Source organism: Paenibacillus sp. FSL R7-0333 (assembly GCF_038000365.1).
Lineage (GTDB): Bacteria > Bacillota > Bacilli > Paenibacillales > Paenibacillaceae > Paenibacillus_AQ > Paenibacillus_AQ silagei.
Genome location: NZ_JBBOBZ010000002.1, coordinates 1 through 20,854 on the forward strand (window position 1 = coordinate 1; position 20,854 = coordinate 20,854).

A 20,854-nucleotide genomic window follows, 5' to 3' on the forward strand; every position below is an offset into this window, starting at 1 on the left:
TGACGAACAGACTGATAATATATTTAGGTGTATCAGTTAATAATCAATGAATAGGCTATACACTCATTAAACCAAAAGATGAAGGCATTAGCAAGTTGTATTTGTAGTAAATACGGATTCTATGTTTAGCAGGAATTCTCCCCCGACCTTTCTCCAATACTTCTACATCAACATGATCAATGACACTTCTCAATACAGTGTTGCGGTCAGTCTTATCCTCGGCTCTTTCATACAACTCCAGGATAGAATGAAGGTTAGCCCTTACAACTTCGATATCGATCTTCTCCCGTTGTTCGGTAGGATCGTCAGAGATGTCTTTTTCCATCAGATCGAGACGTTCTCTTTCTGTACGCAATTCCTTCATACGCGATTCAAATAACTCATCTGTGTACAATCCAGATTCATACTTCTCACAAATGAAGTTTTCCCGGTCCTTCAAAACCTTCCTTTTATGCTCAATTTGATCTCTCATCTCAGATGAACTGAACCCCGTTTCAGAAGACTTTTCTTCAGCAATAACAGAAGCGTTCAATTGATCTTTCAACAAATCTTCATCTAAACCCTGTAAGAATCGTAGAGAGTACAGAAGGTCCTCCTCTATAGCTCTGTATTTCACAAATGTACATCCAGTTGCGGTACACCACAAGAACTCTTTGTGATACTGGGAAATTTCACCGCTTGTAGTCTTATAGTTTTGGACACTGTATTGACGAACCATTCTTCTGCCGCATTTGATGCAGACACATAGGCCAGCCAACTCGCATGCGGAAAATTCCATTTTTGTTCTTGGTTTGTGTGAAGACTCTGTAATTTTATCCTGAGCCTTGTCCCAAATATATTTGTCTATAATTGGAGGGATTGCATCGTGTACAATAACATGCTCCTCTTTAGGACGAGCGACTTGCTTGCCGTTTACTCTTTTGGTAGTTTGATATCGTAAAATACCAATAAACCGTTCATAGGTAAGTAATTGGCGTACAACATTCGGATGCCAGTCACCCTTAGCATTAGGGGTTTTTAACATCGTATGCTTTTGAAGGTGGGTTGACAAGGCTCTAAAACTGACCTCTCTACGTTTTCCATCTTTTGTGGGAACTCCATTAACAAAATAGTCGAAGACAATGCGAACAACAGCAGCTTCTTCTTCATTGATTTCAAGCTTACGAGTTTTCTTATTATAAGTGTATCCAAAGGGGGCGCGGCCAGCTACCCAGTATCCACTCATAGCCTTGCTAACCTTCCCGCCGTTCAAACGTTCTTTGGTAGTCTCAAACTCTTCACGTGACATGAACAATTCAAATCTAATTTGCTTCAGATCGGATGGATTACGTGGATCATATATTTTGTAAGGTGTAATTATGAATATGCGATGGTCTTGAATAAGGTCATATATTATACCCATATCAGTGTAACTACCGCGCCCCATCCGACTAATTTCTTTTACTGCAATTGCCTGATACTTCTTTTCTCTCAAATCTCGTACAACACCTTGAAAAACTGGGCGTGAATCAATTTTATCACCTGAGCCGATTTCAAAACGTTGATCGTACGGGATTTCTAAAGGAGCCAGAACCCTATCCATAAGGTCTTTTTGTGCGGTTAGTGTATCCTCACCAGTTCTCTTCTCCATTTCTTCATCCTGTCTTGATTTACGCAAATAATTCAATATAGACTCTATTCCCAATTCAATTAAGTAATCGCGCTTGAGCAAATATCTCACCATCCTGCTTCTTTGGTTTATGCGATGATTATATACCAATGCAAAAAGATAATGCAAAACAATTCGTTCGACAAATTTCAGAATAAAATAAGAAATATTTCAGAAGACAAAAAGAAACCATTTCCTATTTTACGTGATAATCTTATAGCATGGAAAACAAAGAGAACAGCACCCGACACAAACCAATACCCGTTTGACGGCCATGAGTCGCAAGGGTATAAATGGCGGGCAGGCTGTTCTTTTTACGTTCCTGTGTAGTCAATCTACACATCGTTTCACAGCCTCCTGGGGCGCGTTCAGCGCGTCTCTGAAAATGAGGGGTAAACCACTCGCCCTATGAGTCCAGGCAGTACGACGCGCGTTCGTGCCGTCTGGCAGGGGCAATCTATCGAGGTCGGTTAATGGTAAACCTGCGGACTCCAAACCCGCGACTGGTAGGTTCGATTCCTCCCCTCGGTGTTTTAAGAAAGGATGATCCATATATTCGACAATCCATTTTTGAAAAGACCAGTCGACTTGATTGACACGATCAGGGGAGAAATCCACCTTTACAAGGATGAATATGGTTTCAACCCCGAATTGATCAGAATGAGAGCCGAGACAAGAGATTTGTTACTGGCGGAAATTAATTGCCGGTATAGGTTGCATGCAGGGGATTCAATAGGAGATTTTATTGGCGTTCAGGTTGAGGTGATTCCTTCAATGGACGAGGGTATTCTATTCCAATTATTAATGCTTGATTCGGAATGAAACATTAATAATTGATGTGGTGGCGGAATAGGTAGACGCAATGAAGCGGTGTAGTCAATGACTGCTGGTGATGCAGTGCTGAGACTCCAGCAATACCGGGCATAAACGGGATACCGTGAAAATCACTATGCAAGGTGCAAATCCTTGCCCACATCGATGATCCTGCGATAGCTCCGGCCGATGTATCAAAATGTGCGGCGTTAAGCACAGGCCCAGAGAACGCAGCAGGATCGAATCTGCGGGCATGGTCTAAAGGTTGGGCCGCAGCCTTCCAAGCTGCTGATGCGAGTTCGAGTCTCGCTGTCCGCTTATTAAATTCATAGGAGGCGAACCCTTTGGAAGAGCAGCCATTGCTGGTGAAGTATGAATGTTTAGCCGAAGTGTGCAGCGAGCAGTTCCTGGTTAATACGGAGAAAGTAAAGGAGCAGGTGCTTGCTTGCCCATACTGCAAAGGGCCGGCAGAAGCAACGGCCAGCGAGAACCCGGATGCTGCGGAGCGCGGGCTGGTGTACGGCTGTTTGTATCCTCGTTGAGCTTTGCAGGATTTATCTCCCGTGCGCCGAATTATGGTTGTGAGGGAGGATGATTATGTTCCATAACTGCCAACAGATGAAGGACGTCATTGCTCGTCACAAAGAATTTCAAATCGATCTGAAGCTTGGAATAGAATTTGACGAGAGTATAGGAGAATTTGAAATGATTCAAGCAACACATGATTTGAAGACGGGCGAGATTATAGGCATACAAAGTATTGGTTATATAAAGCACTGTCCTTACTGTGGTGCGATGTTTAAACACTTTAGACCAATTAATCATTGATCAATAAGCAGGGGTTATCTTCCATATGCCGAATAGGTTAATAACCAAATCTAAGGAGGAGTATGAATGCAGCTTCCTGGCATTTTAGTACGACAAGGTCATAAGGAGGGCAAGGGGTATTCGGCCCATATCACCAAGTTGCCCACTGGGAAGTATATGGCTTCGATCACTGAACACAACAAAGAAAAAGGCGGCATTGTTACTAAAGAGGTCGATACGGAATCTGAGGCGAATGCCGAGATTAGTGAAGTCTGGAAAGAGCTTGGACTAGAAGACCTTAGCCAGATGCAATAGAAGGGAGCATGATAGTGAGCAATAGTGCCAAAGTATTTGTGCTTCGCTCATATGACCTTGGTTCAGATGGTGATGTCTCTCAGAATGATATAGTGGCCGTAGGTGCACAATCATTTCTTTACCGAATATCTACGCTTGAACTGGAGTCATTACTTCAATGCAGTGTTTTTGAAGTGTGGACGGACGGGGTGTTACAAGGCCAGTCACAACCAACAGTGCGGCCACATTCGGACAAGGTGATTCTCTTGAAACTGGCTGAATTATTTGTTAAGGTCCACAGTTGAATAAATAGAATAGTGCAGTACATAAAGCCATCCATTAACCCGGGTGGCTTTTTCTATGCCCAGAAGGGAGAGAACATATGAAGATCTATAAAGACGGAACACTGGAAGGCACCCCGGAGGAACTGGCAGCTTACGCAAAGCTACAGACACTCCAGCCCTTCAAAGTCATTGAGCCTATTACGCCGCTCACAGGACAGCCATACAGGTCGCCCGAAACGATCATCAGTACAACAGGCATAGATGCTGGGAAATACCCTGGAGGCGACCAGGGGCCGTATAGGGTGGACATAACAAGGCATCCATATGACCGCAATAGGGCGGTTTTCGCCTTCAACGGTGATCCTGAGACTAATGGAATTGCCGCAATAACGACATTTCCTGACAGAGTAGTCTCCGAAATTACGGGGGTTATATCGTAGTTACGTGACAATCCCATAATCTAAACCCCAAGGCCCATGAGGTGACGGCGAAGTAAGGTACATGGGAGAAACATAAAGGAGGTTGTGTTCGTGGGCAAGCATGATGATCAGATAGACGCTCTTGTGCATGGGCTGCACAGAGTAGAGGCTAGGGCGCCTGCGATTATTGACGAGTATCACGATCATCCGAGACCGGGGTATGTAGTTCCGGCGTGGAGCCAGGAACAAGGAGGCTACTTTATTCAGGTGCCGCCAATCCAGCAAAGTGATGATGACATATCGCTTGAGTGCAGATGGTTGAAGCGTGACATTTATTCCGCCCTTGGTGTGCCTACAGAAATACTTGAGACGGTCAAAGCTAATGAACGCGAATTTGAAGAGATGTACAGGGAGTGGTTAAGGAGTAATCCGGTAATCAGAAAGGTGGGTCAACATGAGCACAGCACAGGCCAGTAAGGCCACACCAGCCATATGCAATGAGGGCTGCGGCAAACAGTTCGAGGTCAAGGGTTTCCAGACAGCCCGACTACCGGGAGCCATTGAGAAGGTGTTCTTCTCATGCCCGCACTGCCAGCATGAATATGTCGCCTATTACACAGACCCAGAGGTTAGGCAGCTGCAGGATAAGATCCGGCGGACACAGAGCCAGCTCCAGAACCCACGGGCTAATTATGCTGCCACGCTGAAGAAGATCAAGAAGACGCAGGCCGAAATCAAGGCGGGCATGGACCGGGTGAGAGCAGCAGTTGAGGGAGGCGCAGAGAGTGTCGGACAAAACCAATGAACCGCGAGTGATTAAGTATAGGTGCATTGAGTGCAGGCTGATCCATTACGACACGGGAAAGAAAGACGGTATTACGTGTAAGTGCGGGGGCAAACTCGATCCGCTTGGATGGGTAGATCTGACCACGCTCGATAAAAGCGATATTACAAAAGGAACGGTGATGTCAATGATTAGAGTACAAACCACATTAAGCATGGGAGAGCACTATATTGAGCGTGTGCTGGAGGTAGATGACATCGGTACGCTCTCCGAGGATGAACGAGCTGCCATCATTGATGGGGCTATTGCACCGGTGGAGTACGACCATGAAGATACTGGACCGGATGTCCAAGCGTTTGACCAAGAAAAGAGTGAGCCTCAGAGCAAAGAGGCTAGTGATGTAGGCAACATCAAGATCAAGATCGAGGTTGATACATCAGAGATACAGGCGGCGTTGAAGGACGTTGAACTGTTGACTCATGGGCTGTGCGAACTTGAAGGAAAAGGCGGTATAGAGGATAAGCTGGCGTACTTGGACAGACTCATTACATTGACTCATGCATTTGGTGGGAACAACCCACTCTTGGAGTTGGGCGGAAGAGTACAAACTGTGCTTGATAGTGTCCAGGGTGACCTTGGCCTTAAGGAACGATAGGAGGGCGAGAGCTATTAAAGAGATGCTTCATTACTACATTCCCGCGCCGCATGGATGGGCGTAATCATTGGTATAGCAGTGCCTATAATCGCTTTAAGGTGAGGGTTGATGAACATGACAAGCAGCAGGCGGGACCAGGACCGTTACTATGACCGCTATAAGAGAGACAAGACCTCACGGTCATTCTATAAGTCTACCGCATGGGAGAAGGCCAGAGAGCAGGCGCTCATCAGGGACAACCATCTATGCCAGCACTGCTTCAAGCGCCAGCGCCTGACACTGGCAGACATGGTGCATCATATCAAGCCTATCAGTGATTACCCAGACCTTGCCCTTGTCCTGGACAATCTCTTAAGCCTCTGCAATAGCTGCCATAACAAAGAGCACGGTATTGAGGGGCAACAACATAGAGTAGTGCCCTTAGCCCGTAGGGCGAGAGTAATCACCTCCAAGGGGAATGAGACAGTCTTCTAAGGGGAGAGAAAGTCATTCAGCTTACGCCCAATGAGGCTTTATATAGACGTCCCTGCAGAGCGCGGCAGGGAGATAGTCGAATGTCACAAATTTAAGAGATTTTGAGGGAAATAGGTGTACAAAAGAACGCCGCTTTACTTTATACCCCCCCTCACCTTTAGTTAGTGACAGGAGGCGAAGGGGACCGGGCTGCCAGTTTCGTTTTCGGCGTATGACATTTCATATATGAGGGGGGGGTGCTATGGAGCACAAGCCAAAACCGGAGATTACACTGCAAGCCGCCAAGAAATTATTTGAAATCATTATCAGAGAACTGGAGATCGACGAGAACCTGTCGGACCGAACAATTATGCTCGCTGACAACATGGCGCTGCTGGAACAGCTTAAACAGCAGCATATCAAGGACATCAAGACGCGGGGAGCAGTTGAATTGTTTAAAAACGGGACACAGGAGATGTACCGACAGAACAAGTCGGTGGATGCGGTATTGAAAATCATCGAAGCTCAGCGGAAGCTGCAGGCCGAGTTGAAGCTGACCCCCGCCTCGGACAGGAAGGTTTCCGGTGTAGTTGATCCGGAAGGTGAAGGTGGCGATAAGGGTGACGAATTTACTCAATACTAAACCGTCGAATCTGAAAACCACCCAATACGCCGAAGCGGTTGTTGCGCACCTCATCATCACCTCCAAAAAAGTGTTCCAAGCTTGTCAGCGGCATTTGAATGATTTGAAACGGCAAGGCACGCCGGGCTTCCCATTCATCTTCGATGAAGAGAAGGGTTATCGGCCAGTCGGATACATTGAAAAATTCTGCAAGCCATCAATGGGGGACTTTGACCGCCTTGAATTGCAGCCCTGGCAGCATTTCATTGTTGGCTCTCTCTACGGGTGGGTGCATAAGAATACGGGCCTCCGTCGCTTCCGCGAGGGGCTTATTTTTATGGGCAGAAAGAATGGGAAAACGGCACTGGTCTCTGGCCTGTCACTCTATGGAGCATCCAAGGATGGGGAAAAGGGCGCAAGGGTGTATCAGTTGGCAAACTCCAAGGAGCAGGCCAGGGACATGTTCGATGAATGTAAGGCGATGATCAAAGCTTCCCCGTTACTCCGGAAGCACTTTGATGAAACCCTGCATGAGATTCGGTTCCGGCGCACGATGTCGAAGATACTGCCATTGGCAACCGACAGTAAGAAACTGGACGGTAAGAACTGCAGCATGGGTGCTTTTGATGAGATCCACGAGTATAAAACATACAAGCTGATCAACGTCATTAAGAACTCTACCGGTGCCCGTTCACAGCCAATGATTTTGTACATCACAACAGCTGGCTATCAGTTGGATGGTCCGTTGATGGATTACTACGACAAAGCAGCTGATGTGCTTGAGGGTGTCATTACTGCTGAGCATGCCTTTTACTTCATGGCTGAGCTGGATCACGGGGATGATATCGAAAATCCGGCAAACTGGATTAAGGCTAACCCGAATTTGGGCGTGACCATAAAAATGGAGGACATGCTCAAGGAATGGGAAGACCGTAAGCATATTCCGGCAGAACGGAATGACTTTATCACCAAACGACTGAACATCTTTGTCAAGGCTGATGAAGAGCCATTCATCTCATTCGAGGTACTGAAGCGTAACAACAAGAACCTCGATGCCGAACAATTCGTGGGGAAGGGTTGCATTGGATCATTTGACCTCTCGGACAGCGAGGACTTCACCAGCGCATGCCTAGAGTTCCCGGTGCAAGATACTGGAGATGTATTCACTCTGAGCCATTCATGGATTCCAGCCGCGAAAGTGGCATTAGACAACGAAAAAATCCCCTATAACGAGTACGCCGAGGCAGGTCTGCTTACGATAGTACCGGGTGAATATGTCCGCAAAGAATATATTTTTGACTGGTTCGTGGAGCAAGCAGAAAAATATGGCATCGAGAAGATCATGTATGACCCCGCGAAAGCTTACGGCCTAGTGGAGTCGCTGAAAGCTTATGGGTTCGAGTGTGAGGTTGTCCGGCAGGGCCATCTGACGCTGGGACCGGCTATGGATGATCTGAAGGAGCTCTTTATTGATGGCAAGGTCATTTACAACAACAACAGGCTGCTGCGCTGGTACATCAACAACGTGAAGCTGGTTGAGGATAGGAATCGCAATAAAATACCAACAAAACAAGGTCGCTACCGGAAAATTGACGGTTTTGCGGCCTTTTTGAATGCCCATGTGGAGGTTATGAAGCGCATGGCGGTGCAACAAGTGAGCGGAGATGTTTCATTCGTATCCATCAGCGATCTGATGAGGGGGTGATGATAAAAAATGAACTTTTGGCAAAGATCTAAGATAGCTTGGGATGTGGTCCGGAATAAAACTCCATCCATGAAGTCCGAATCTATGAGAGGGTTTGAAAAGTGGTTCCGCAGCGGACTATCCATATTCAGAGGCAGGCCGGGAGGAGAACTGGCGAGTAACGAAACGATTTTCGCGGCAGTTTCCCGACTTTCCAATTCAATGGCGGTACTCCCTATCAAGTTATACAAGGAGTACAACCCTATTTATTCTGAATTGAATGACCTGATAGCTAATGCTCCGAACCGGAACATGACCTCATTCGGATTTATGAGGCTATTGGAGACCCATCGGAACGTATACGGCAATGGGTATGCGATGAAACGGTATAACCGATTCTACGAAATCGAATCGCTCATTGTGCTTGATCCGACAAAGGTTGAACCTGTTATTGAATTAGACACTGATGAGTTATGGTACATGGTCCGAGGAGACAAAGGAACCTATTATGTTCATAACATGGATATGGTGCATATCAATCACGTTCAGACTTCCCAGAATGGCTATAAGGGAATCAGCCCTATTGATGTCCTTCGAGGAACAATTGACTTCGATGCTGCCGTAAGAAAGTTTACGCTTGATCAATTGGACTCTTCAATAAAGGCATCATTCATCCTGAAGCTGGCGGCCCATGTCGGGAAAGATAAAAAAGATGAGATTTGGGCGAATTTCGCAAAATTCTACCAAGAAAACGGCGGAGTTATCATTCAGGAACCAGGGGTGGAGGTTAAGGAGATTACTCGTAATTTCATTGACTCCAAGGTATTTGAGGTCGAAAAGATTACACGGTCGCGGGTCGCCACAGTATTTAATATGCCGGTAACAATGGTGGGCGAAACGGACGGTGCAAGCTTCAACAGCATGGAACAAATGAGTCTTGAGTTTGTGACCTATACGCTGTTGCCGATTATTCGGCAGTATGAACAGGAATTTAACCGGAAGCTGCTCACACCACAGCAGCGTCTGCAGGGATTGTACTTCAAGTTCACTCTTGGCGCTCTTTTGCGTGGGGATATGTCAACCCGGGGGGATTTCTACTTCAAGATGATCCGTTCAGGAGTGTTCAAACCGAATGAAGTCAGAGCCTGGGAGGAGTTACCGCCAGAAGATGGCGGTGACAAACTCCACATCAGCGGGGACCTTTACCCCATTGATACACCAGTTGAGCACCGGAAGGGGGTGAGCACAAAAAATGAGTAAAGCTAAAACTAAAACAGCGCCCAATAAATTTTGGGAAATGAAGATGTCCGCGAACGATCCAAGTTCAGCGGATATTTTTATTTACGGTGAAATCACCAGGTACGCATGGGAAGAGTATGGCGAGGTTTCTTCCAAGTCATTCAAAAATGAGCTGGATAAGCTGGGCGATGAGGTTGAGACAATCCATCTCTACATCAACAGCCCGGGCGGTTCTGTATTCGAGGGAATTGCCATTCACAACATGCTTGTGAGGCATAAGGCAAGGATTATCGCACATATTGACGCGCTGGCAGCCTCCATTGCATCGGTTATTGCGATGGCTGCGGATGAGATCCGGATGCCTAAGAACTCCATGATGATGATCCATAACCCATGGACATTCGCAATCGGCAATGCCACTGAATTGCGCAAAGCTGCTGATGACTTGGATCGTATTGGTCAATCGGCCATCCAGAGCTATTTGCAAAAAGCTGGAGAAAAGCTGGACGATGAGACACTGAAAAATCTACTGGATGCAGAAACTTGGCTCTCGGCAGATGAAGCCCTCGGATACGGTTTATGCGATGTAGTCGAAGAGGCCAACCAGATGGCAGCGTCGATCAGTGAAGCTCTTTTTGCCGAATATCGCAATGTACCTGCTGCTATAGCCTGCAAAACAGACCCGGCAGCGCCCGAAAACGGCATGAGCGAAGAATATCGATTGGAAGTCGCAAGACATGTAAGCCTTGAAATTCAAAATCTGCATTCATACCTGGGAGGTATCATTAATGGCTAAAACACTGTTTGATGTAAAAAATGATTTGATCACTATCGGTGCAGCATTGGCGGCTTCAAAGCAAGAAATTCTAGCAAAGGCTTCTGAGCCGAATGCGTCTTTGGATGATATCCGTGCGCTCGAAACTAAAGCAGGCGGCCTGCAAATGCGGTTCGATATCCTGCAAAAGGAACATGACGCGATGGAAGCTGAACAGAAGGCATCTCTCCAAAAGAAGGAGCCTGTGTTCAATGCAGACCCTAAAAACCAAGTTGTATCGGCTAAAGCTGCTCTGATTAGAGCCACAATTAAGGGTCATGATGCTGGCCCAGAAGTGAAGGCAGCTCTGGGCGATGGAAACTCCACGGGCGGAGAAAAAATTCTGCCTACAACGATGACAACCGAATTGCTGCACGAACCTTTTGTGAAGAACCCTCTGCGTGAAGTTTCTACCTTCACCAGTGTGACAAACCTTGAAATCCCTAAGGTGGAGTTCCATCTGGATGATGATGACTTTATCGCTGATACAGAAATGGCTAAGGAATTGGAAGTAACCGGAGACGTCGTAAGCTTCGGCCGTCATAAATTCAAGGTCTTTGCGCCAGTTTCTGAGACCATTCTCGCTGCTACTGATACCAATCTGGTTGAGACGGTTGATGCTGCTCTCCGTTCAGGTTTGGCTGCAAAAGAAAAGAAGGTATCTTTTGCAGTAACGCCTAAGCCGGGTGAAGAGCACATGTCATTCTACGCTAAAAACGGTTCTGTATCGGTAATCAAAGAGGTTACCGGAGCAACGATGTATGCAGCAATCAAAGCTGCTATCGCAGATTTGCCAGAAGACTTCCGCGAGAATGCAACCATTGTGATGCGATATGCAGACTACTCTGATATCGTTGAAACCTTGGCTAACGGCAATGCAACGCTGTATCAAGCCCAGCCCGAGCAGATTCTGGGCAAAAAGGTTGAATTCTGTGACCTTGCTGTCAATCCTGTGGTCGGGGATTTCCGGTACTCTCACTTCAACTACGATCCAGATATCATTTATGACCGTGATAAAAACGTCCGCACAGGCATTTGGGATTTTGTACTGACGGCATGGATGGATCATCAAATCAAGCTAAAGTCTGCATTCCGTATCGCAAAAAAGTCCTAGCTCCTTCCCCGGCAACGTTAAGTCCAACGGGGCAAGAGGGTGAACATAACGGTGTGAACCATACCGAGTTCGAGCTGTTGGATGGAGAAGGAGAGCGGATTTCCCTCGCGGCCGGAGCAGTGGTGTACATCAAGAAAAATGGTGTGAACCTGACTCCGGATGATCAAGAAACACTGTGGTTTAGCGATGAAAACGATGCTGGAGAGTACACTTTTGAAGTGGAAACAACTGCTGGTACAGTGTACAACGCTGTGCTGGACTGGGTGCCGACGATTTAAGGCGGAGAGGAGCTGCGCATGCTCAATTTACCGCTAACTGAGCTGAGATCCTACCTCAGAGACGATGACACGGAAGACTGGCTTCTTGAGCTTTTAGTGGAGTCTGCAAAAGAGTACTTAAGCAAAGGCGGAGTTTCAGATGGAGAGAATGGCACGGCGAGGTACAAACTTGCCGTGCTTCTTTATTGCTCAATTTACTCCGAACACAGAGATTCGGCGGAGAAAATTGAGAAGTTTAATGTATCGCTGGAAAGCTTGATCTTACAACTGAAAACGGGGTGATTTAAAAATGGAATATCCCGTATTGAAGAAATTCAGGGATAAAGAATCCGGTGAAATTTATGAGATCGGTTCTAAATATGAAGCAAATGCGGCGCGGGCCAAAGAGCTGCAGAATCGTGGATTCCTTGATAAGGCGGAAGAGAAGAAAACAGCCAAACGATCTGAAAAAGATTCTGTACCAACCGCCAAAGCGAATGAAGATTCATGACGACACCTCTCATCAATCGGCTTGATAAACGCGCTGTAGTCTTCCGGCCACCGGGTCCAGATGATGTGGATCAATGGGGGCAACCCACAGAAGATTGGGTTGAGGTAGTGAAGCTCTGGGCAGCCATCGAACCACTTCGAGGTCAAGACAGAGCTGCAGCAGCCCAAATCACTGCTGATGTCACAACACGTATTCGCATCAGGTATCGGGAAGGGATAGATCGCTCTATGATCGTGTCTTATAAGGGAATAGAGTTCGAGATTTTGTATATTATCCATCCAGAATTCAGCAGGCGAGAACTGCAGCTGATGTGTAAGGAGCGTCAATAATGGCCAGGCGGAATACCCGGACAAACATCCGGGTGGATGGAGCTGAAGAGATTATTCGTCAGATCAAGCGGGCCAATGCTGAAATTACCAAAGAAATTCGGGACCTGATATCCCAAGCAGCAGAAATTGTTTTCCGGGAAGCCGACTCCCGGGTGCCGATCGGCGAAACGGGAAAGACCCGTTTTTCTCTTGAAATCAACATCGGGACATCAAAAAAAGGTAACTTCTATGCAAATGTAACAGTAGGGGCAAGGCGCGGCGAGAACGTTGCGACCGCCCCTTTTTACGTTACCTTCTACGAATATGGTTCATCGCATCAACCGCCACGTCCCTTTATGCGTCCTTCCATGGATAAGAGCCGGTCGAAGGTCCGCAAGCTGCTGATGGAAGGTGTGAAGGCCGTGGTTGAGAGAGTAGGTGTGTAATGGGAATTGAAGTTAAGCTGCGGGAATACCTGTTGTCCATACCGGAGATTCAGAGTATCGTGGGCAATCGAATTTATCCGGGCTGGCTGCCGGAGAAGCCCGTATATCCCGCCCTTGCCTATCTGGAGGTTTCGGGGGTGGCTCATCATAATATCCCGGTTGCCTATCCTCGATTTCAGTTCTCCGTGTTCTCCACGCGCTACGGAGAGTCGAAGCAGGTCGCCCAAGCGGTGCGTGATGCCCTTCAGCGCTACAAGGGAAACATGGGTGGCGTCCGGGTGCTGCAAGGCGTCTGGGAGGGCAGCAGAGACATGTACGAGAGTGACACAAAGCTCTATCACATAGCAACAGATTTTAAAATCATTTATAGGGAGGAATAACCCATATGGGACGTAATATGACTACTGTCCAGAAAGCGAGCTCTATCCGTTTTGGTTCAGCGAAATTTGAGGTCGGGGAAGATGTGAACAGCCTGATCGACCTGGGGGCAATGAATAGCATTGTCTTTGAAGAAACATGGGACGAAATGACTGTGACCAGTGATAATGCTGGGGTTATCAAGACAGGGATCAATAATCACGCAGCTGGCATCGAGGGCGACCTAATGGAAATCAACCTCGCGACATTGGCGACAATCCGGGGCGGTATTGACAAATTCGAGCTTATTGCAGGCACACCGAAGACGGTCTCAAATGAGGCTGTGACGCTATCCAACCAGGTTCAGAAGCGGCTGCTGAATAAGAACGGAGCAGGAACGGTAGTAACGGCCGTAACTGTCAAAAAAGGCGCAACAACACTGGTTGAAGGTACTGATTACAATCTGTCTGTAGACAGTGCTGGCTTTACTGTAATCGTACGTATCCCGAGCGGAGGAATCACCTCTGGCGACACGGTGATGGTCAACTACACTTATACACCGTTGTCTGCACAAAGATTTCTTTCCGGCGGTCTGGGTACGTTTCAGCCGCGTGTTGCCCGGATTACGAACTATGACGATGCCGGTAAGGAGTTCCGCATCACCATATACAAGGCAACGCCTGAAAGCGGACTAAACATCACGTTCCCGGAAGCGGATGCGGAAGACCCTGCGATGACACCTATCCGGATGAACGGCACCATGGATTCCAGCCGCGCTGTCGGAGAGCAACTATTCGAGATTTATGATGAACAGGGGGTTTAACAAGAAATGTCCAGAAAACAAGTAATCCTTGACCTTGATCAGATCATTCCAGAAGAGCGGGTTGTCATCCTGGCAGAAAAACGAATTGATGTATCGCGTATTCCTTCCCGCGTAACGCTGGATATCGCTAAGAACTCAGATAAACTGCAATCCGGCAGCCAGGATACATTCCCGTTGCTGTTGGATCAGGTTGCGAGCATCTTGCGGCCATCTTTCCCAGAGGTTACGGCGGACTGGATTGTTGATAACACCGATCTCAATCAATTACTGAAGCTCATCGAATTTGTACTGGAGCCAGTAAAGGATAGAGCAGGCGGCGACACCGAAAAAAACGAGGTAAGCCCCAGCCAATAGAGTTGGGGCGTATTTTTGCGCGAATGGGCGCAATGTACTCCTGGGCGACACCTGAATACATGCTGAATCACATGTCATTTCCGCAGATCATGATGTACTACGACTACGGAATGGAACATGAAGAGAATATATCGAACATCTTGGTCGGCCGCATAGCGGTCGGCCTTTTTGGTGCTCAAGAACCGCCTAAGAAGGAGAAGCGGCGAGTCCACGGGGACGGCAATCAGGCCCCGGACCGGGCAGCGTTCTACAAGCAGCATGGTGACCGCATCAAGCGACCGGAAGGAGGGGAGTCATGAGCTTACTCGGCAACCTTGTCATTAATATCTTGGGAAACAACACCGGCCTGGACAATGCCATGCAGCAGGCCCAGAAGTCGGTTGATAAGTTTGGCAAAGGCATGGCGAATGTCGGGAAATCTCTCACTCAACTCGTGACGGTTCCCCTTGCTGCGATTGGCGGTGTATCGTTGAAGGTCGCCTCAGACTTTGAATCTGCCTTTGCGGGCGTGAGGAAGACCGTTGATGCGACAGAAGCTCAGTTCGGGGAGCTGCGGCAGGGTATCCGGGACATGGCGAAGGAAATGCCTCAGTCCGCCTCAGATATTGCGAGAGTGGCGGAGGCTGCCGGGCAGCTGGGTATTCATACGGATGCTATCCTGGGATTCACGAAGACCATGGTGAACCTTGGGGTCGCAACCAACATGACGGCGGATGAAGCGGCAAGCTCACTGGCGCGGATGGCAAACATCACCCAGATGCCGCAGGATGAATTTGACAAGCTCGGGTCCTCCATCGTTGCACTGGGTAACAATTTTGCGACAACGGAGTCTGAGATCACAGACATGGCATTGCGGCTCGCTGGTGCTGGGCATCAGGTCGGCATGTCAGAAGCAGATATACTCGGCCTCGCAGCTGCTCTCTCATCGGTAGGTGTTGAGGCGGAAATGGGGGGCTCGGCGATCTCCCGGGTTATGGTCCGCATGCAGGTTGCAGCAACGAGTGTTGACAAGATGGATAAGTTAACTCAAGCAACGGGCATGTCACTGCGGGAGCTGCAGTTACTTGCAGACAACAACGGGAAGGACTTCAAGGCGCTGGCGGATGCCCTGGGCATGACTCAGACCCAAATGGGCAACATCGTTGACGGTGGGGTCGATCTGCAAAACTTCGCCAAAATCGCAGGGATGACCTCGGAGCAATTTCAAAAATCATTCCAGACTGATGCCGTGGGGGCTCTTACGGCTTTTATCCAGGGGCTCGGCAACGCGGATTCAGCCGGATCATCGGCGATCAACATGCTGGAGGAAATGGGGATAACGGAAATCAGATTGCGTGACTCTTTGCTCCGCTTGGGGAACGCGGGAGATCTGGTTACCGATGCAACAAAACTGTCAAATGATGCGTGGAATGAGAACAGCGCACTAACCCATGAAGCGGAAGAGCGGTATAAGACATTCGCCAGTCAAATGCAGATTCTCAGGAATAAACTGACGGACATCGGGATTACCATCGGTGATGCCATAATGCCAGTTGTGCTGCAGGCGGTTGATGCATTGCAACCGTTGATTGAAAAGGTCAAATCATTTGCAGATAGCTTCGGGGCAATGGAGCCGGCCAAACAAAAAATGATCATCGTGGGTGCAGCAATCGCCGCCGCATTGGGTCCGGTGCTTGTGGTTGCGGGACAAGTCGTCAGCGCAATATCAGCTCTAATGCCGGTGTTTGCCGCGCTAACGGGTCCAGTCGGTCTGATTGTGGCTGCCGTGGCTGGATTGGCGGCCGGGCTCGTCTATTTGTATAAAACAAATGATTCGGTGCGGGCATCACTCAATAGCGCTTGGGAATCCATTAAGGCGGTTGCTCTCGCTGTATGGGGAACTGTCGCCGAATTCGTCATGGGCCAGATCAATAAGATAAAAAAATTCTGGGATGAGAACGGCGCCCAGATTCTGAAAGCAGTAACGAATGTTTTTAACGGCATCAAGAAGGTAATAGAATTCCTTATGCCAGCGATCAAGTTCATCATTGATACGGCCTGGACAGCCATTAAAAACGTGATCAGCGGAGCCCTTGACATCATTATGGGCTTGATCAAAATATTCACTGGGCTCTTTACCGGAGACTGGGGGAAAATGTGGGAGGGTATTAAGCAATTACTCGGCGGAGCTATTGATTTCATAATGGGGATAATGACGCTTAATTTCCTCGGTGGATTAAAAACGCTCTTTGTCAACTTGCTGAAATCCGGTGTCAGCCTGATGGGTAATTTAGGTTCAGGGATAATCGGAGCTTTTAAAGGACTACAGACTGGCGGGGTAACTCTCATATCAAACATGGTAAGAGGCGTGCTCAATTTCTTCAAAAATTTATTTACAGATGGCATTGGGATATTCACGCGCCTTCGCACTTTTGGAGCATCCATTTGGGAATCTTTATCTCAAGCGGTAGTCGGTGTCGCCAAAGGTATTTGGACCAGTGTAAAAACTAATTTCCAAAGCATGCTTTCTAGCATTAAAAATATCTTCAGCACCATCCAGGGCGTAATTGAGGGAATTTGGAGCAAGGTGATGGCCTTCTTCAAAGGCATTAACCTGGCGAACATCGGGAAGCAAATCATACAGGGTCTTGTCAATGGTATCGGCAGCATGGCATCTTCAGCCGTTGAAAAGGCCAAGGACGTTGCCGAAAGCATCGGCAAAACAATCAAGAATTTCTTCGGCATCCATTCCCCATCCAAGCTAACAACCGGTTACGGTGAAAATATCTCCGAGGGCCTTGCTGTTGGTATCAATAATTCCAAGGCAAAGGCAAAAGCGGCCATTGATAATTTAACCGGGGAATCTGTCAAAGATGCAGAAAAATCAGCTGCAAAAGCTGCTGAAAAAGCACAGAAAGCTGCCGAAAAAGCACAGAAGGCCGCAGTTGCGGCAGCCAAAAAGGCGGCAAGCGCAGCGAACAAGGCATTTAATGATGCACTCAGCACTGCGCAATACAAATTTAAGATGGGCGAATTTGACGATCAGGCCTACGTGGCCGCACTTGAAAAGGTGAAACAGTCATATGCCCAAACTGCCGAGCAAATCCAAAAGGTTAACCTCGCTATAAAAAAGGCTAATGACGATGCGGCAAAGGAAGCCGCAGCAAAGGCGAAAGAGCAATTCAATGCATCGAAGACTTATATCGAGGCTAAGAAGCAGGCGAACGAAATTTCGCTTCAGCAAGAACTCGCGGCCTACGAGAAGTTGCAGGCCCGTTACAAGGTGGGCACTACCGAACGTATTGCCATCGACAAACAGGTCAATAAGATTCGGGCAGATCTCGCGAAGGAAGCAGCAGATGCGGCGGAAAAGGCACTGGATGCTCAAATTAAATCGCTGGATAAGCTCAACACTGCCGTCACGACAGCGCTGAAGGCTCGCTACGCCGCCGAAGAGAAGGCGGCGACAGAAGCCCTGCAAAAGCGCATAGACCAGCACAAGGCGGCTTCTGATGCCATCATTGCGGGATACGATGCAGAATACCAAGCTTCACTTAAAACGTTGGATGCGGAGACCCAGGCTAAACTGCTCGGGCTGCAAGATCAGATTGACGGCATTGAAGGGTTGACTAAAGCGGAGGATGTCGCAGCGGAGGAAGCCGCCTATCAGAAGAAGCTGGCGGATAAGCAGAAGGAACTGACCGATGCCGACACCGCTGAGTCTCGGGCCAAGATCCAGCAGGAACTGGACGAAATGCTCGCGGAGCGGCAGCGCAAGTATCTGCTTGCTGAGCGCCAAACTCGGATCGATGCGCTCAAAGCAGAAATGACCCAGATCAAGAGCCAGTCAGAACAAAAGGCCGAGCAATTGAGGCTGGACTACGAGCGCAAGAAGGATATTGAGCAAAAAAGCGCCCAGGCGACAGCTGACAGCCTCACGGCGCAGATGGAATCTACCAAGGCACATTACACCTCCCTCAACACCGAAGAGGCCTTACAGGCCGAGGTACGGCGGCTGGCGCTGGATAGTAACAACAAGGAACTGATTGACTTACTGACCCAGTACAACCCGCAGTGGCAAGACGCGGGGCAGACCTTCGGTGAATCTCTCCTTAAGGGGCTAAATAGCACCAAGACCAGTATCCAAGCGGCAGTTAGCGAAATCCTATCCATGGTTGGTAAGACGGCCACAGCAGCCGTATCAAAAACCAATATGGACAACGAAATCGCCTATCTGAACAGCCTTCTGGCAAATGGAACGGCAGCTCAGAAGAAGTGGGCGGAGGCTCAGGCAAAGTCATACGGACTGAACATCGTCAACGGCGTGATCCAGGGCATGCAAGCGGGCAACGCGGCCGTTAAAGCTGCGGCTGCAGCGACAGCGCAGGCGGCAACGGACGGCATCAAGGATACCCTCAAGATTAAGTCTCCAAGCCGGGTGATGATCGCTATTGGGGAGTTTATCGGTAAGGGGCTTGCCCTTGGGATGGAGCGGCAGCTGACAGCCGTAGAGGGCGCGGCTCAGGACATGGCGGATGCCGCAGCGGTGGAGCTCAGTACTCCAGGGTTAAGCTCTATTGATAGCAGAGTGCAGCCACTGTCCAGCGATAGCAGAGGGACATCCGGGGCGGCAGCGGGGCTTATCGGCGATGGTGAATTAGTCCTCAATCAGAATATCTTCCTGGATGGAAAGCAGATTGAAGCCAATGTTTCCCGCAGGCAGTGGAGCTCGCTGACAAAAGCTACAAGGGGGATGGGATTATCATGACAAGCAGTATAACCCTCGGAGGTATCCGGGATATTGATTTGGGCTTCCGGGTGCTGGAAGAGAGTAAGGAGCCTCTGCTCCCCAGCACCCGGGATATTGGCGTCTCTCTCCCTGGGAAACACGGGCAATATGATTTCGGCGCGGACCTCACGGAACGCGCTTTTTCTTATTCCTGTGCCTTTGTCTCGGATGGAACTAATTACGATATGCCCAGCGCGGCGGGCTTACAGCAGCGGGTCAGGACGCTGGCGAGACACCTGACTGATTCATATGGCCGTCCCCGGACGCTGGAGCTGCGGCGTGCTTTTGAACCGGATAAATTCTACCTGGTCCGATACGCCGGATCTGCATCGCTGGAGCGGCTGATCTATAACAGTATCGGTATGTTTGAGTTGGAACTGGTGGCTTTTGATCCGTTTGCCTATTCGGTTCAAGAGCATATCACGGAGCAGGTAATTACTTCTTCACCGACCACATTGCAAATTCAAGTAGACGGAAATATCAGGTCCGAGGCTGTGATTGTGTTGACCAATACAGGATTGACCTCACTAACCCAGTTCCGCATCACAAATCAATATTTACTCGAATAGGAGGCGATTCAATTGAACGTTTCAAATTATTTGACAACGGCATTGCTTAACCAAGTTTTTAGAAATACGAACTTTACACGCCCCACAACCATTTATGCAGCTCTGTACACCAGCAACCCGACAGCAGCGGATACCGGGCAAGAGGTTACTGGAGGTGCTTATGTTCGGCAGACAGTGACGTTTGCTGCTCCGGCAGCGGTAAGTGGGATAGTGACCAGCAAAAACAGCGCAGACATCACTTTCCCAACAGCTACAGCTTCGTGGGGACAGATAACCCATGTCGGGCTCCGTGATGCGGCGACCGGCGGGAATCTGCTGTACTTTGGAGCACTGAGTGATGCTCGAAGTATTCTTGCCAATGACATTTTCAAATTCCTGATTGGTCAGATTTCGGTTGACCTAAGTTAAGGGGGCGGACCATTTGGCACAACAACCAATGTACCCGGCCATAACAAATTCGCCCGGTACAGAGTTATCAGGAGCACTGACAGCCGCAGCAGTTACGGTTGCGGTGACCGATGCCTCCAAGCTTCCAGCGGCCCCAAACGTCTGCACAATCGGAACAGACGAGAGTAGTGAAACTATTCTCTTTACCGGGAAGACAGGGAACACCCTCACCGGATGTACCCGGGGCTTTGACGGCACGACAGCCAAGGCGTGGGTGACCGGCGCTAAGGTGGCCCGGTATTTTACTGCATACGATCACAATACATTCAGAGCAAATATTCTTGATCTGATAGATTATTTAGGATACATGTCGATTGATGGCGGCACCTTTGACAGTGTGTCATCTGGGCCAGGCATTGACGGCGGCACATACTAAGGGGGGAA

General features: G+C 48.6%; 27 protein-coding genes and 2 tRNA genes. 28 read left to right on the plus strand and 1 reads right to left on the minus strand.

Annotated features, from left to right (window positions below):
• Positions 1–55 precede the first annotated feature (55 nt).
• Entirely contained in the window at positions 56–1,711 is a 1,656-nt protein-coding gene (locus MKY86_RS33560) for a recombinase family protein (protein ID WP_340827958.1), read from the minus strand.
• A gap of 396 nt (positions 1,712–2,107) precedes the next feature.
• Here MKY86_RS33560 and MKY86_RS33565 point away from each other — a divergent pair.
• The 28 genes from MKY86_RS33565 (at position 2,108) to MKY86_RS33700 (ending at position 20,846) form a co-directional block, all read left to right on the plus strand.
• Positions 2,108–2,179, plus strand: a tRNA-Trp gene (locus MKY86_RS33565).
• 529 nt (positions 2,180–2,708) lie between these two features.
• A tRNA-Gly gene (locus MKY86_RS33570) sits at positions 2,709–2,779 on the plus strand.
• 26 nt (positions 2,780–2,805) lie between these two features.
• Positions 2,806–3,003 (plus strand): hypothetical protein, encoded by a 198-nt coding sequence (locus tag MKY86_RS33575; protein ID WP_076079787.1) that lies wholly within the window; start codon positions 2,806–2,808, stop codon positions 3,001–3,003.
• Positions 3,004–3,058: 55 nt separating this feature from the next.
• A complete protein-coding gene (locus MKY86_RS33580) occupies positions 3,059–3,289 on the plus strand; it encodes a hypothetical protein (protein WP_076079788.1) in 231 nt (76 codons plus the stop codon).
• 66 nt (positions 3,290–3,355) lie between these two features.
• A complete protein-coding gene (locus tag MKY86_RS33585; protein WP_076079789.1) occupies positions 3,356–3,583 on the plus strand; it encodes a hypothetical protein in 228 nt (75 codons plus the stop codon).
• Positions 3,584–3,944: 361 nt separating this feature from the next.
• Complete coding sequence (locus MKY86_RS33590) at positions 3,945–4,286, plus strand: hypothetical protein (protein WP_076079791.1); 342 nt, start codon at positions 3,945–3,947, stop codon at positions 4,284–4,286.
• 90 nt (positions 4,287–4,376) lie between these two features.
• On the plus strand, positions 4,377–4,742 hold the full coding sequence (locus tag MKY86_RS33595; RefSeq protein ID WP_076079792.1) for a hypothetical protein: 366 nt from the start codon (positions 4,377–4,379) through the stop codon (positions 4,740–4,742).
• Entirely contained in the window at positions 4,720–5,070 is a 351-nt protein-coding gene (locus MKY86_RS33600; protein ID WP_076079793.1) for a hypothetical protein, read from the plus strand. Before MKY86_RS33595 ends, MKY86_RS33600 begins: the two co-directional genes overlap by 23 nt.
• The gene (locus MKY86_RS33605) at positions 5,051–5,704 is read left to right on the plus strand and encodes a hypothetical protein (RefSeq protein WP_076079794.1); all 654 of its coding nucleotides are present in this window, start codon (positions 5,051–5,053) and stop codon (positions 5,702–5,704) included. Before MKY86_RS33600 ends, MKY86_RS33605 begins: the two co-directional genes overlap by 20 nt.
• Positions 5,705–5,812: 108 nt before the next feature.
• Complete coding sequence (locus MKY86_RS33610; RefSeq protein ID WP_083685231.1) at positions 5,813–6,178, plus strand: HNH endonuclease; 366 nt, start codon at positions 5,813–5,815, stop codon at positions 6,176–6,178.
• Positions 6,179–6,419: 241 nt separating this feature from the next.
• Complete coding sequence (locus MKY86_RS33615) at positions 6,420–6,800, plus strand: P27 family phage terminase small subunit (RefSeq protein ID WP_076079795.1); 381 nt, start codon at positions 6,420–6,422, stop codon at positions 6,798–6,800.
• Positions 6,778–8,484, plus strand: a complete 1,707-nt coding sequence (locus MKY86_RS33620) for a terminase large subunit (protein ID WP_340827960.1) — start codon at positions 6,778–6,780, stop codon at positions 8,482–8,484. Before MKY86_RS33615 ends, MKY86_RS33620 begins: the two co-directional genes overlap by 23 nt.
• A 9-nt stretch (positions 8,485–8,493) precedes the next feature.
• A complete protein-coding gene (locus MKY86_RS33625) occupies positions 8,494–9,723 on the plus strand; it encodes a phage portal protein (protein ID WP_076079797.1) in 1,230 nt (409 codons plus the stop codon).
• Positions 9,716–10,498, plus strand: a complete 783-nt coding sequence (locus MKY86_RS33630) for a head maturation protease, ClpP-related (protein ID WP_076079798.1) — start codon at positions 9,716–9,718, stop codon at positions 10,496–10,498. Before MKY86_RS33625 ends, MKY86_RS33630 begins: the two co-directional genes overlap by 8 nt.
• The gene (locus MKY86_RS33635; protein WP_076079799.1) at positions 10,491–11,630 is read left to right on the plus strand and encodes a phage major capsid protein; all 1,140 of its coding nucleotides are present in this window, start codon (positions 10,491–10,493) and stop codon (positions 11,628–11,630) included. Before MKY86_RS33630 ends, MKY86_RS33635 begins: the two co-directional genes overlap by 8 nt.
• A gap of 53 nt (positions 11,631–11,683) precedes the next feature.
• Positions 11,684–11,908, plus strand: a complete 225-nt coding sequence (locus tag MKY86_RS33640; protein WP_076079800.1) for a hypothetical protein — start codon at positions 11,684–11,686, stop codon at positions 11,906–11,908.
• A gap of 18 nt (positions 11,909–11,926) precedes the next feature.
• Positions 11,927–12,190, plus strand: coding sequence for a head-tail connector protein (locus MKY86_RS33645; protein ID WP_076079801.1), 264 nt, complete (start codon positions 11,927–11,929; stop codon positions 12,188–12,190).
• Positions 12,191–12,197: 7 nt separating this feature from the next.
• Positions 12,198–12,398 (plus strand): hypothetical protein, encoded by a 201-nt coding sequence (locus MKY86_RS33650; RefSeq protein ID WP_076079802.1) that lies wholly within the window; start codon positions 12,198–12,200, stop codon positions 12,396–12,398.
• Positions 12,395–12,727 (plus strand): phage head closure protein, encoded by a 333-nt coding sequence (locus tag MKY86_RS33655; RefSeq protein ID WP_076079803.1) that lies wholly within the window; start codon positions 12,395–12,397, stop codon positions 12,725–12,727. The genes MKY86_RS33650 and MKY86_RS33655 overlap by 4 nt, the downstream gene beginning before the upstream one ends.
• Complete coding sequence (locus tag MKY86_RS33660) at positions 12,727–13,152, plus strand: HK97-gp10 family putative phage morphogenesis protein (RefSeq protein WP_076079804.1); 426 nt, start codon at positions 12,727–12,729, stop codon at positions 13,150–13,152. Before MKY86_RS33655 ends, MKY86_RS33660 begins: the two co-directional genes overlap by 1 nt.
• Positions 13,152–13,532, plus strand: coding sequence for a DUF3168 domain-containing protein (locus MKY86_RS33665; protein ID WP_076079805.1), 381 nt, complete (start codon positions 13,152–13,154; stop codon positions 13,530–13,532). Before MKY86_RS33660 ends, MKY86_RS33665 begins: the two co-directional genes overlap by 1 nt.
• Positions 13,533–13,537: 5 nt before the next feature.
• On the plus strand, positions 13,538–14,332 hold the full coding sequence (locus MKY86_RS33670) for a hypothetical protein (RefSeq protein WP_076079806.1): 795 nt from the start codon (positions 13,538–13,540) through the stop codon (positions 14,330–14,332).
• Between the two features lie 6 nt (positions 14,333–14,338).
• A complete protein-coding gene (locus MKY86_RS33675) occupies positions 14,339–14,686 on the plus strand; it encodes a hypothetical protein (RefSeq protein WP_076079807.1) in 348 nt (115 codons plus the stop codon).
• A gap of 59 nt (positions 14,687–14,745) precedes the next feature.
• Entirely contained in the window at positions 14,746–14,985 is a 240-nt protein-coding gene (locus tag MKY86_RS33680; RefSeq protein WP_340827961.1) for a hypothetical protein, read from the plus strand.
• Entirely contained in the window at positions 14,982–19,433 is a 4,452-nt protein-coding gene (locus MKY86_RS33685; protein WP_076079809.1) for a phage tail tape measure protein, read from the plus strand. Before MKY86_RS33680 ends, MKY86_RS33685 begins: the two co-directional genes overlap by 4 nt.
• The gene (locus MKY86_RS33690) at positions 19,430–20,023 is read left to right on the plus strand and encodes a phage tail domain-containing protein (protein ID WP_340827962.1); all 594 of its coding nucleotides are present in this window, start codon (positions 19,430–19,432) and stop codon (positions 20,021–20,023) included. The genes MKY86_RS33685 and MKY86_RS33690 overlap by 4 nt, the downstream gene beginning before the upstream one ends.
• Before the next feature lie 12 nt (positions 20,024–20,035).
• Entirely contained in the window at positions 20,036–20,431 is a 396-nt protein-coding gene (locus MKY86_RS33695; protein WP_083685233.1) for a phage tail fiber protein, read from the plus strand.
• Positions 20,432–20,444: 13 nt separating this feature from the next.
• On the plus strand, positions 20,445–20,846 hold the full coding sequence (locus tag MKY86_RS33700) for a hypothetical protein (protein ID WP_143803743.1): 402 nt from the start codon (positions 20,445–20,447) through the stop codon (positions 20,844–20,846).
• Positions 20,847–20,854: the final 8 nt, after the last annotated feature.

What these genes read in the sequence shown, in the direction of transcription:
- MKY86_RS33580 (WP_076079788.1), top strand. Translation starts at nt 3,059, where the DNA reads ATGTTCCATAACTGCCAACAGATGAAGGACGTCATTGCTCGTCACAAA.
- MKY86_RS33585 (WP_076079789.1), top strand. Translation starts at nt 3,356, where the DNA reads ATGCAGCTTCCTGGCATTTTAGTACGACAAGGTCATAAGGAGGGCAAG.
- MKY86_RS33590 (WP_076079791.1), top strand. Translation starts at nt 3,945, where the DNA reads ATGAAGATCTATAAAGACGGAACACTGGAAGGCACCCCGGAGGAACTG.
- MKY86_RS33600 (WP_076079793.1), top strand. Translation starts at nt 4,720, where the DNA reads ATGAGCACAGCACAGGCCAGTAAGGCCACACCAGCCATATGCAATGAG.
- MKY86_RS33610 (WP_083685231.1), top strand. Translation starts at nt 5,813, where the DNA reads ATGAACATGACAAGCAGCAGGCGGGACCAGGACCGTTACTATGACCGC.
- MKY86_RS33615 (WP_076079795.1), top strand. Translation starts at nt 6,420, where the DNA reads ATGGAGCACAAGCCAAAACCGGAGATTACACTGCAAGCCGCCAAGAAA.
- MKY86_RS33625 (WP_076079797.1), top strand. Translation starts at nt 8,494, where the DNA reads ATGAACTTTTGGCAAAGATCTAAGATAGCTTGGGATGTGGTCCGGAAT.
- MKY86_RS33630 (WP_076079798.1), top strand. Translation starts at nt 9,716, where the DNA reads ATGAGTAAAGCTAAAACTAAAACAGCGCCCAATAAATTTTGGGAAATG.
- MKY86_RS33635 (WP_076079799.1), top strand. Translation starts at nt 10,491, where the DNA reads ATGGCTAAAACACTGTTTGATGTAAAAAATGATTTGATCACTATCGGT.
- MKY86_RS33645 (WP_076079801.1), top strand. Translation starts at nt 11,927, where the DNA reads ATGCTCAATTTACCGCTAACTGAGCTGAGATCCTACCTCAGAGACGAT.
- MKY86_RS33650 (WP_076079802.1), top strand. Translation starts at nt 12,198, where the DNA reads ATGGAATATCCCGTATTGAAGAAATTCAGGGATAAAGAATCCGGTGAA.
- MKY86_RS33655 (WP_076079803.1), top strand. Translation starts at nt 12,395, where the DNA reads ATGACGACACCTCTCATCAATCGGCTTGATAAACGCGCTGTAGTCTTC.
- MKY86_RS33660 (WP_076079804.1), top strand. Translation starts at nt 12,727, where the DNA reads ATGGCCAGGCGGAATACCCGGACAAACATCCGGGTGGATGGAGCTGAA.
- MKY86_RS33665 (WP_076079805.1), top strand. Translation starts at nt 13,152, where the DNA reads ATGGGAATTGAAGTTAAGCTGCGGGAATACCTGTTGTCCATACCGGAG.
- MKY86_RS33670 (WP_076079806.1), top strand. Translation starts at nt 13,538, where the DNA reads ATGGGACGTAATATGACTACTGTCCAGAAAGCGAGCTCTATCCGTTTT.
- MKY86_RS33675 (WP_076079807.1), top strand. Translation starts at nt 14,339, where the DNA reads ATGTCCAGAAAACAAGTAATCCTTGACCTTGATCAGATCATTCCAGAA.
- MKY86_RS33680 (WP_340827961.1), top strand. Translation starts at nt 14,746, where the DNA reads ATGCTGAATCACATGTCATTTCCGCAGATCATGATGTACTACGACTAC.
- MKY86_RS33685 (WP_076079809.1), top strand. Translation starts at nt 14,982, where the DNA reads ATGAGCTTACTCGGCAACCTTGTCATTAATATCTTGGGAAACAACACC.
- MKY86_RS33690 (WP_340827962.1), top strand. Translation starts at nt 19,430, where the DNA reads ATGACAAGCAGTATAACCCTCGGAGGTATCCGGGATATTGATTTGGGC.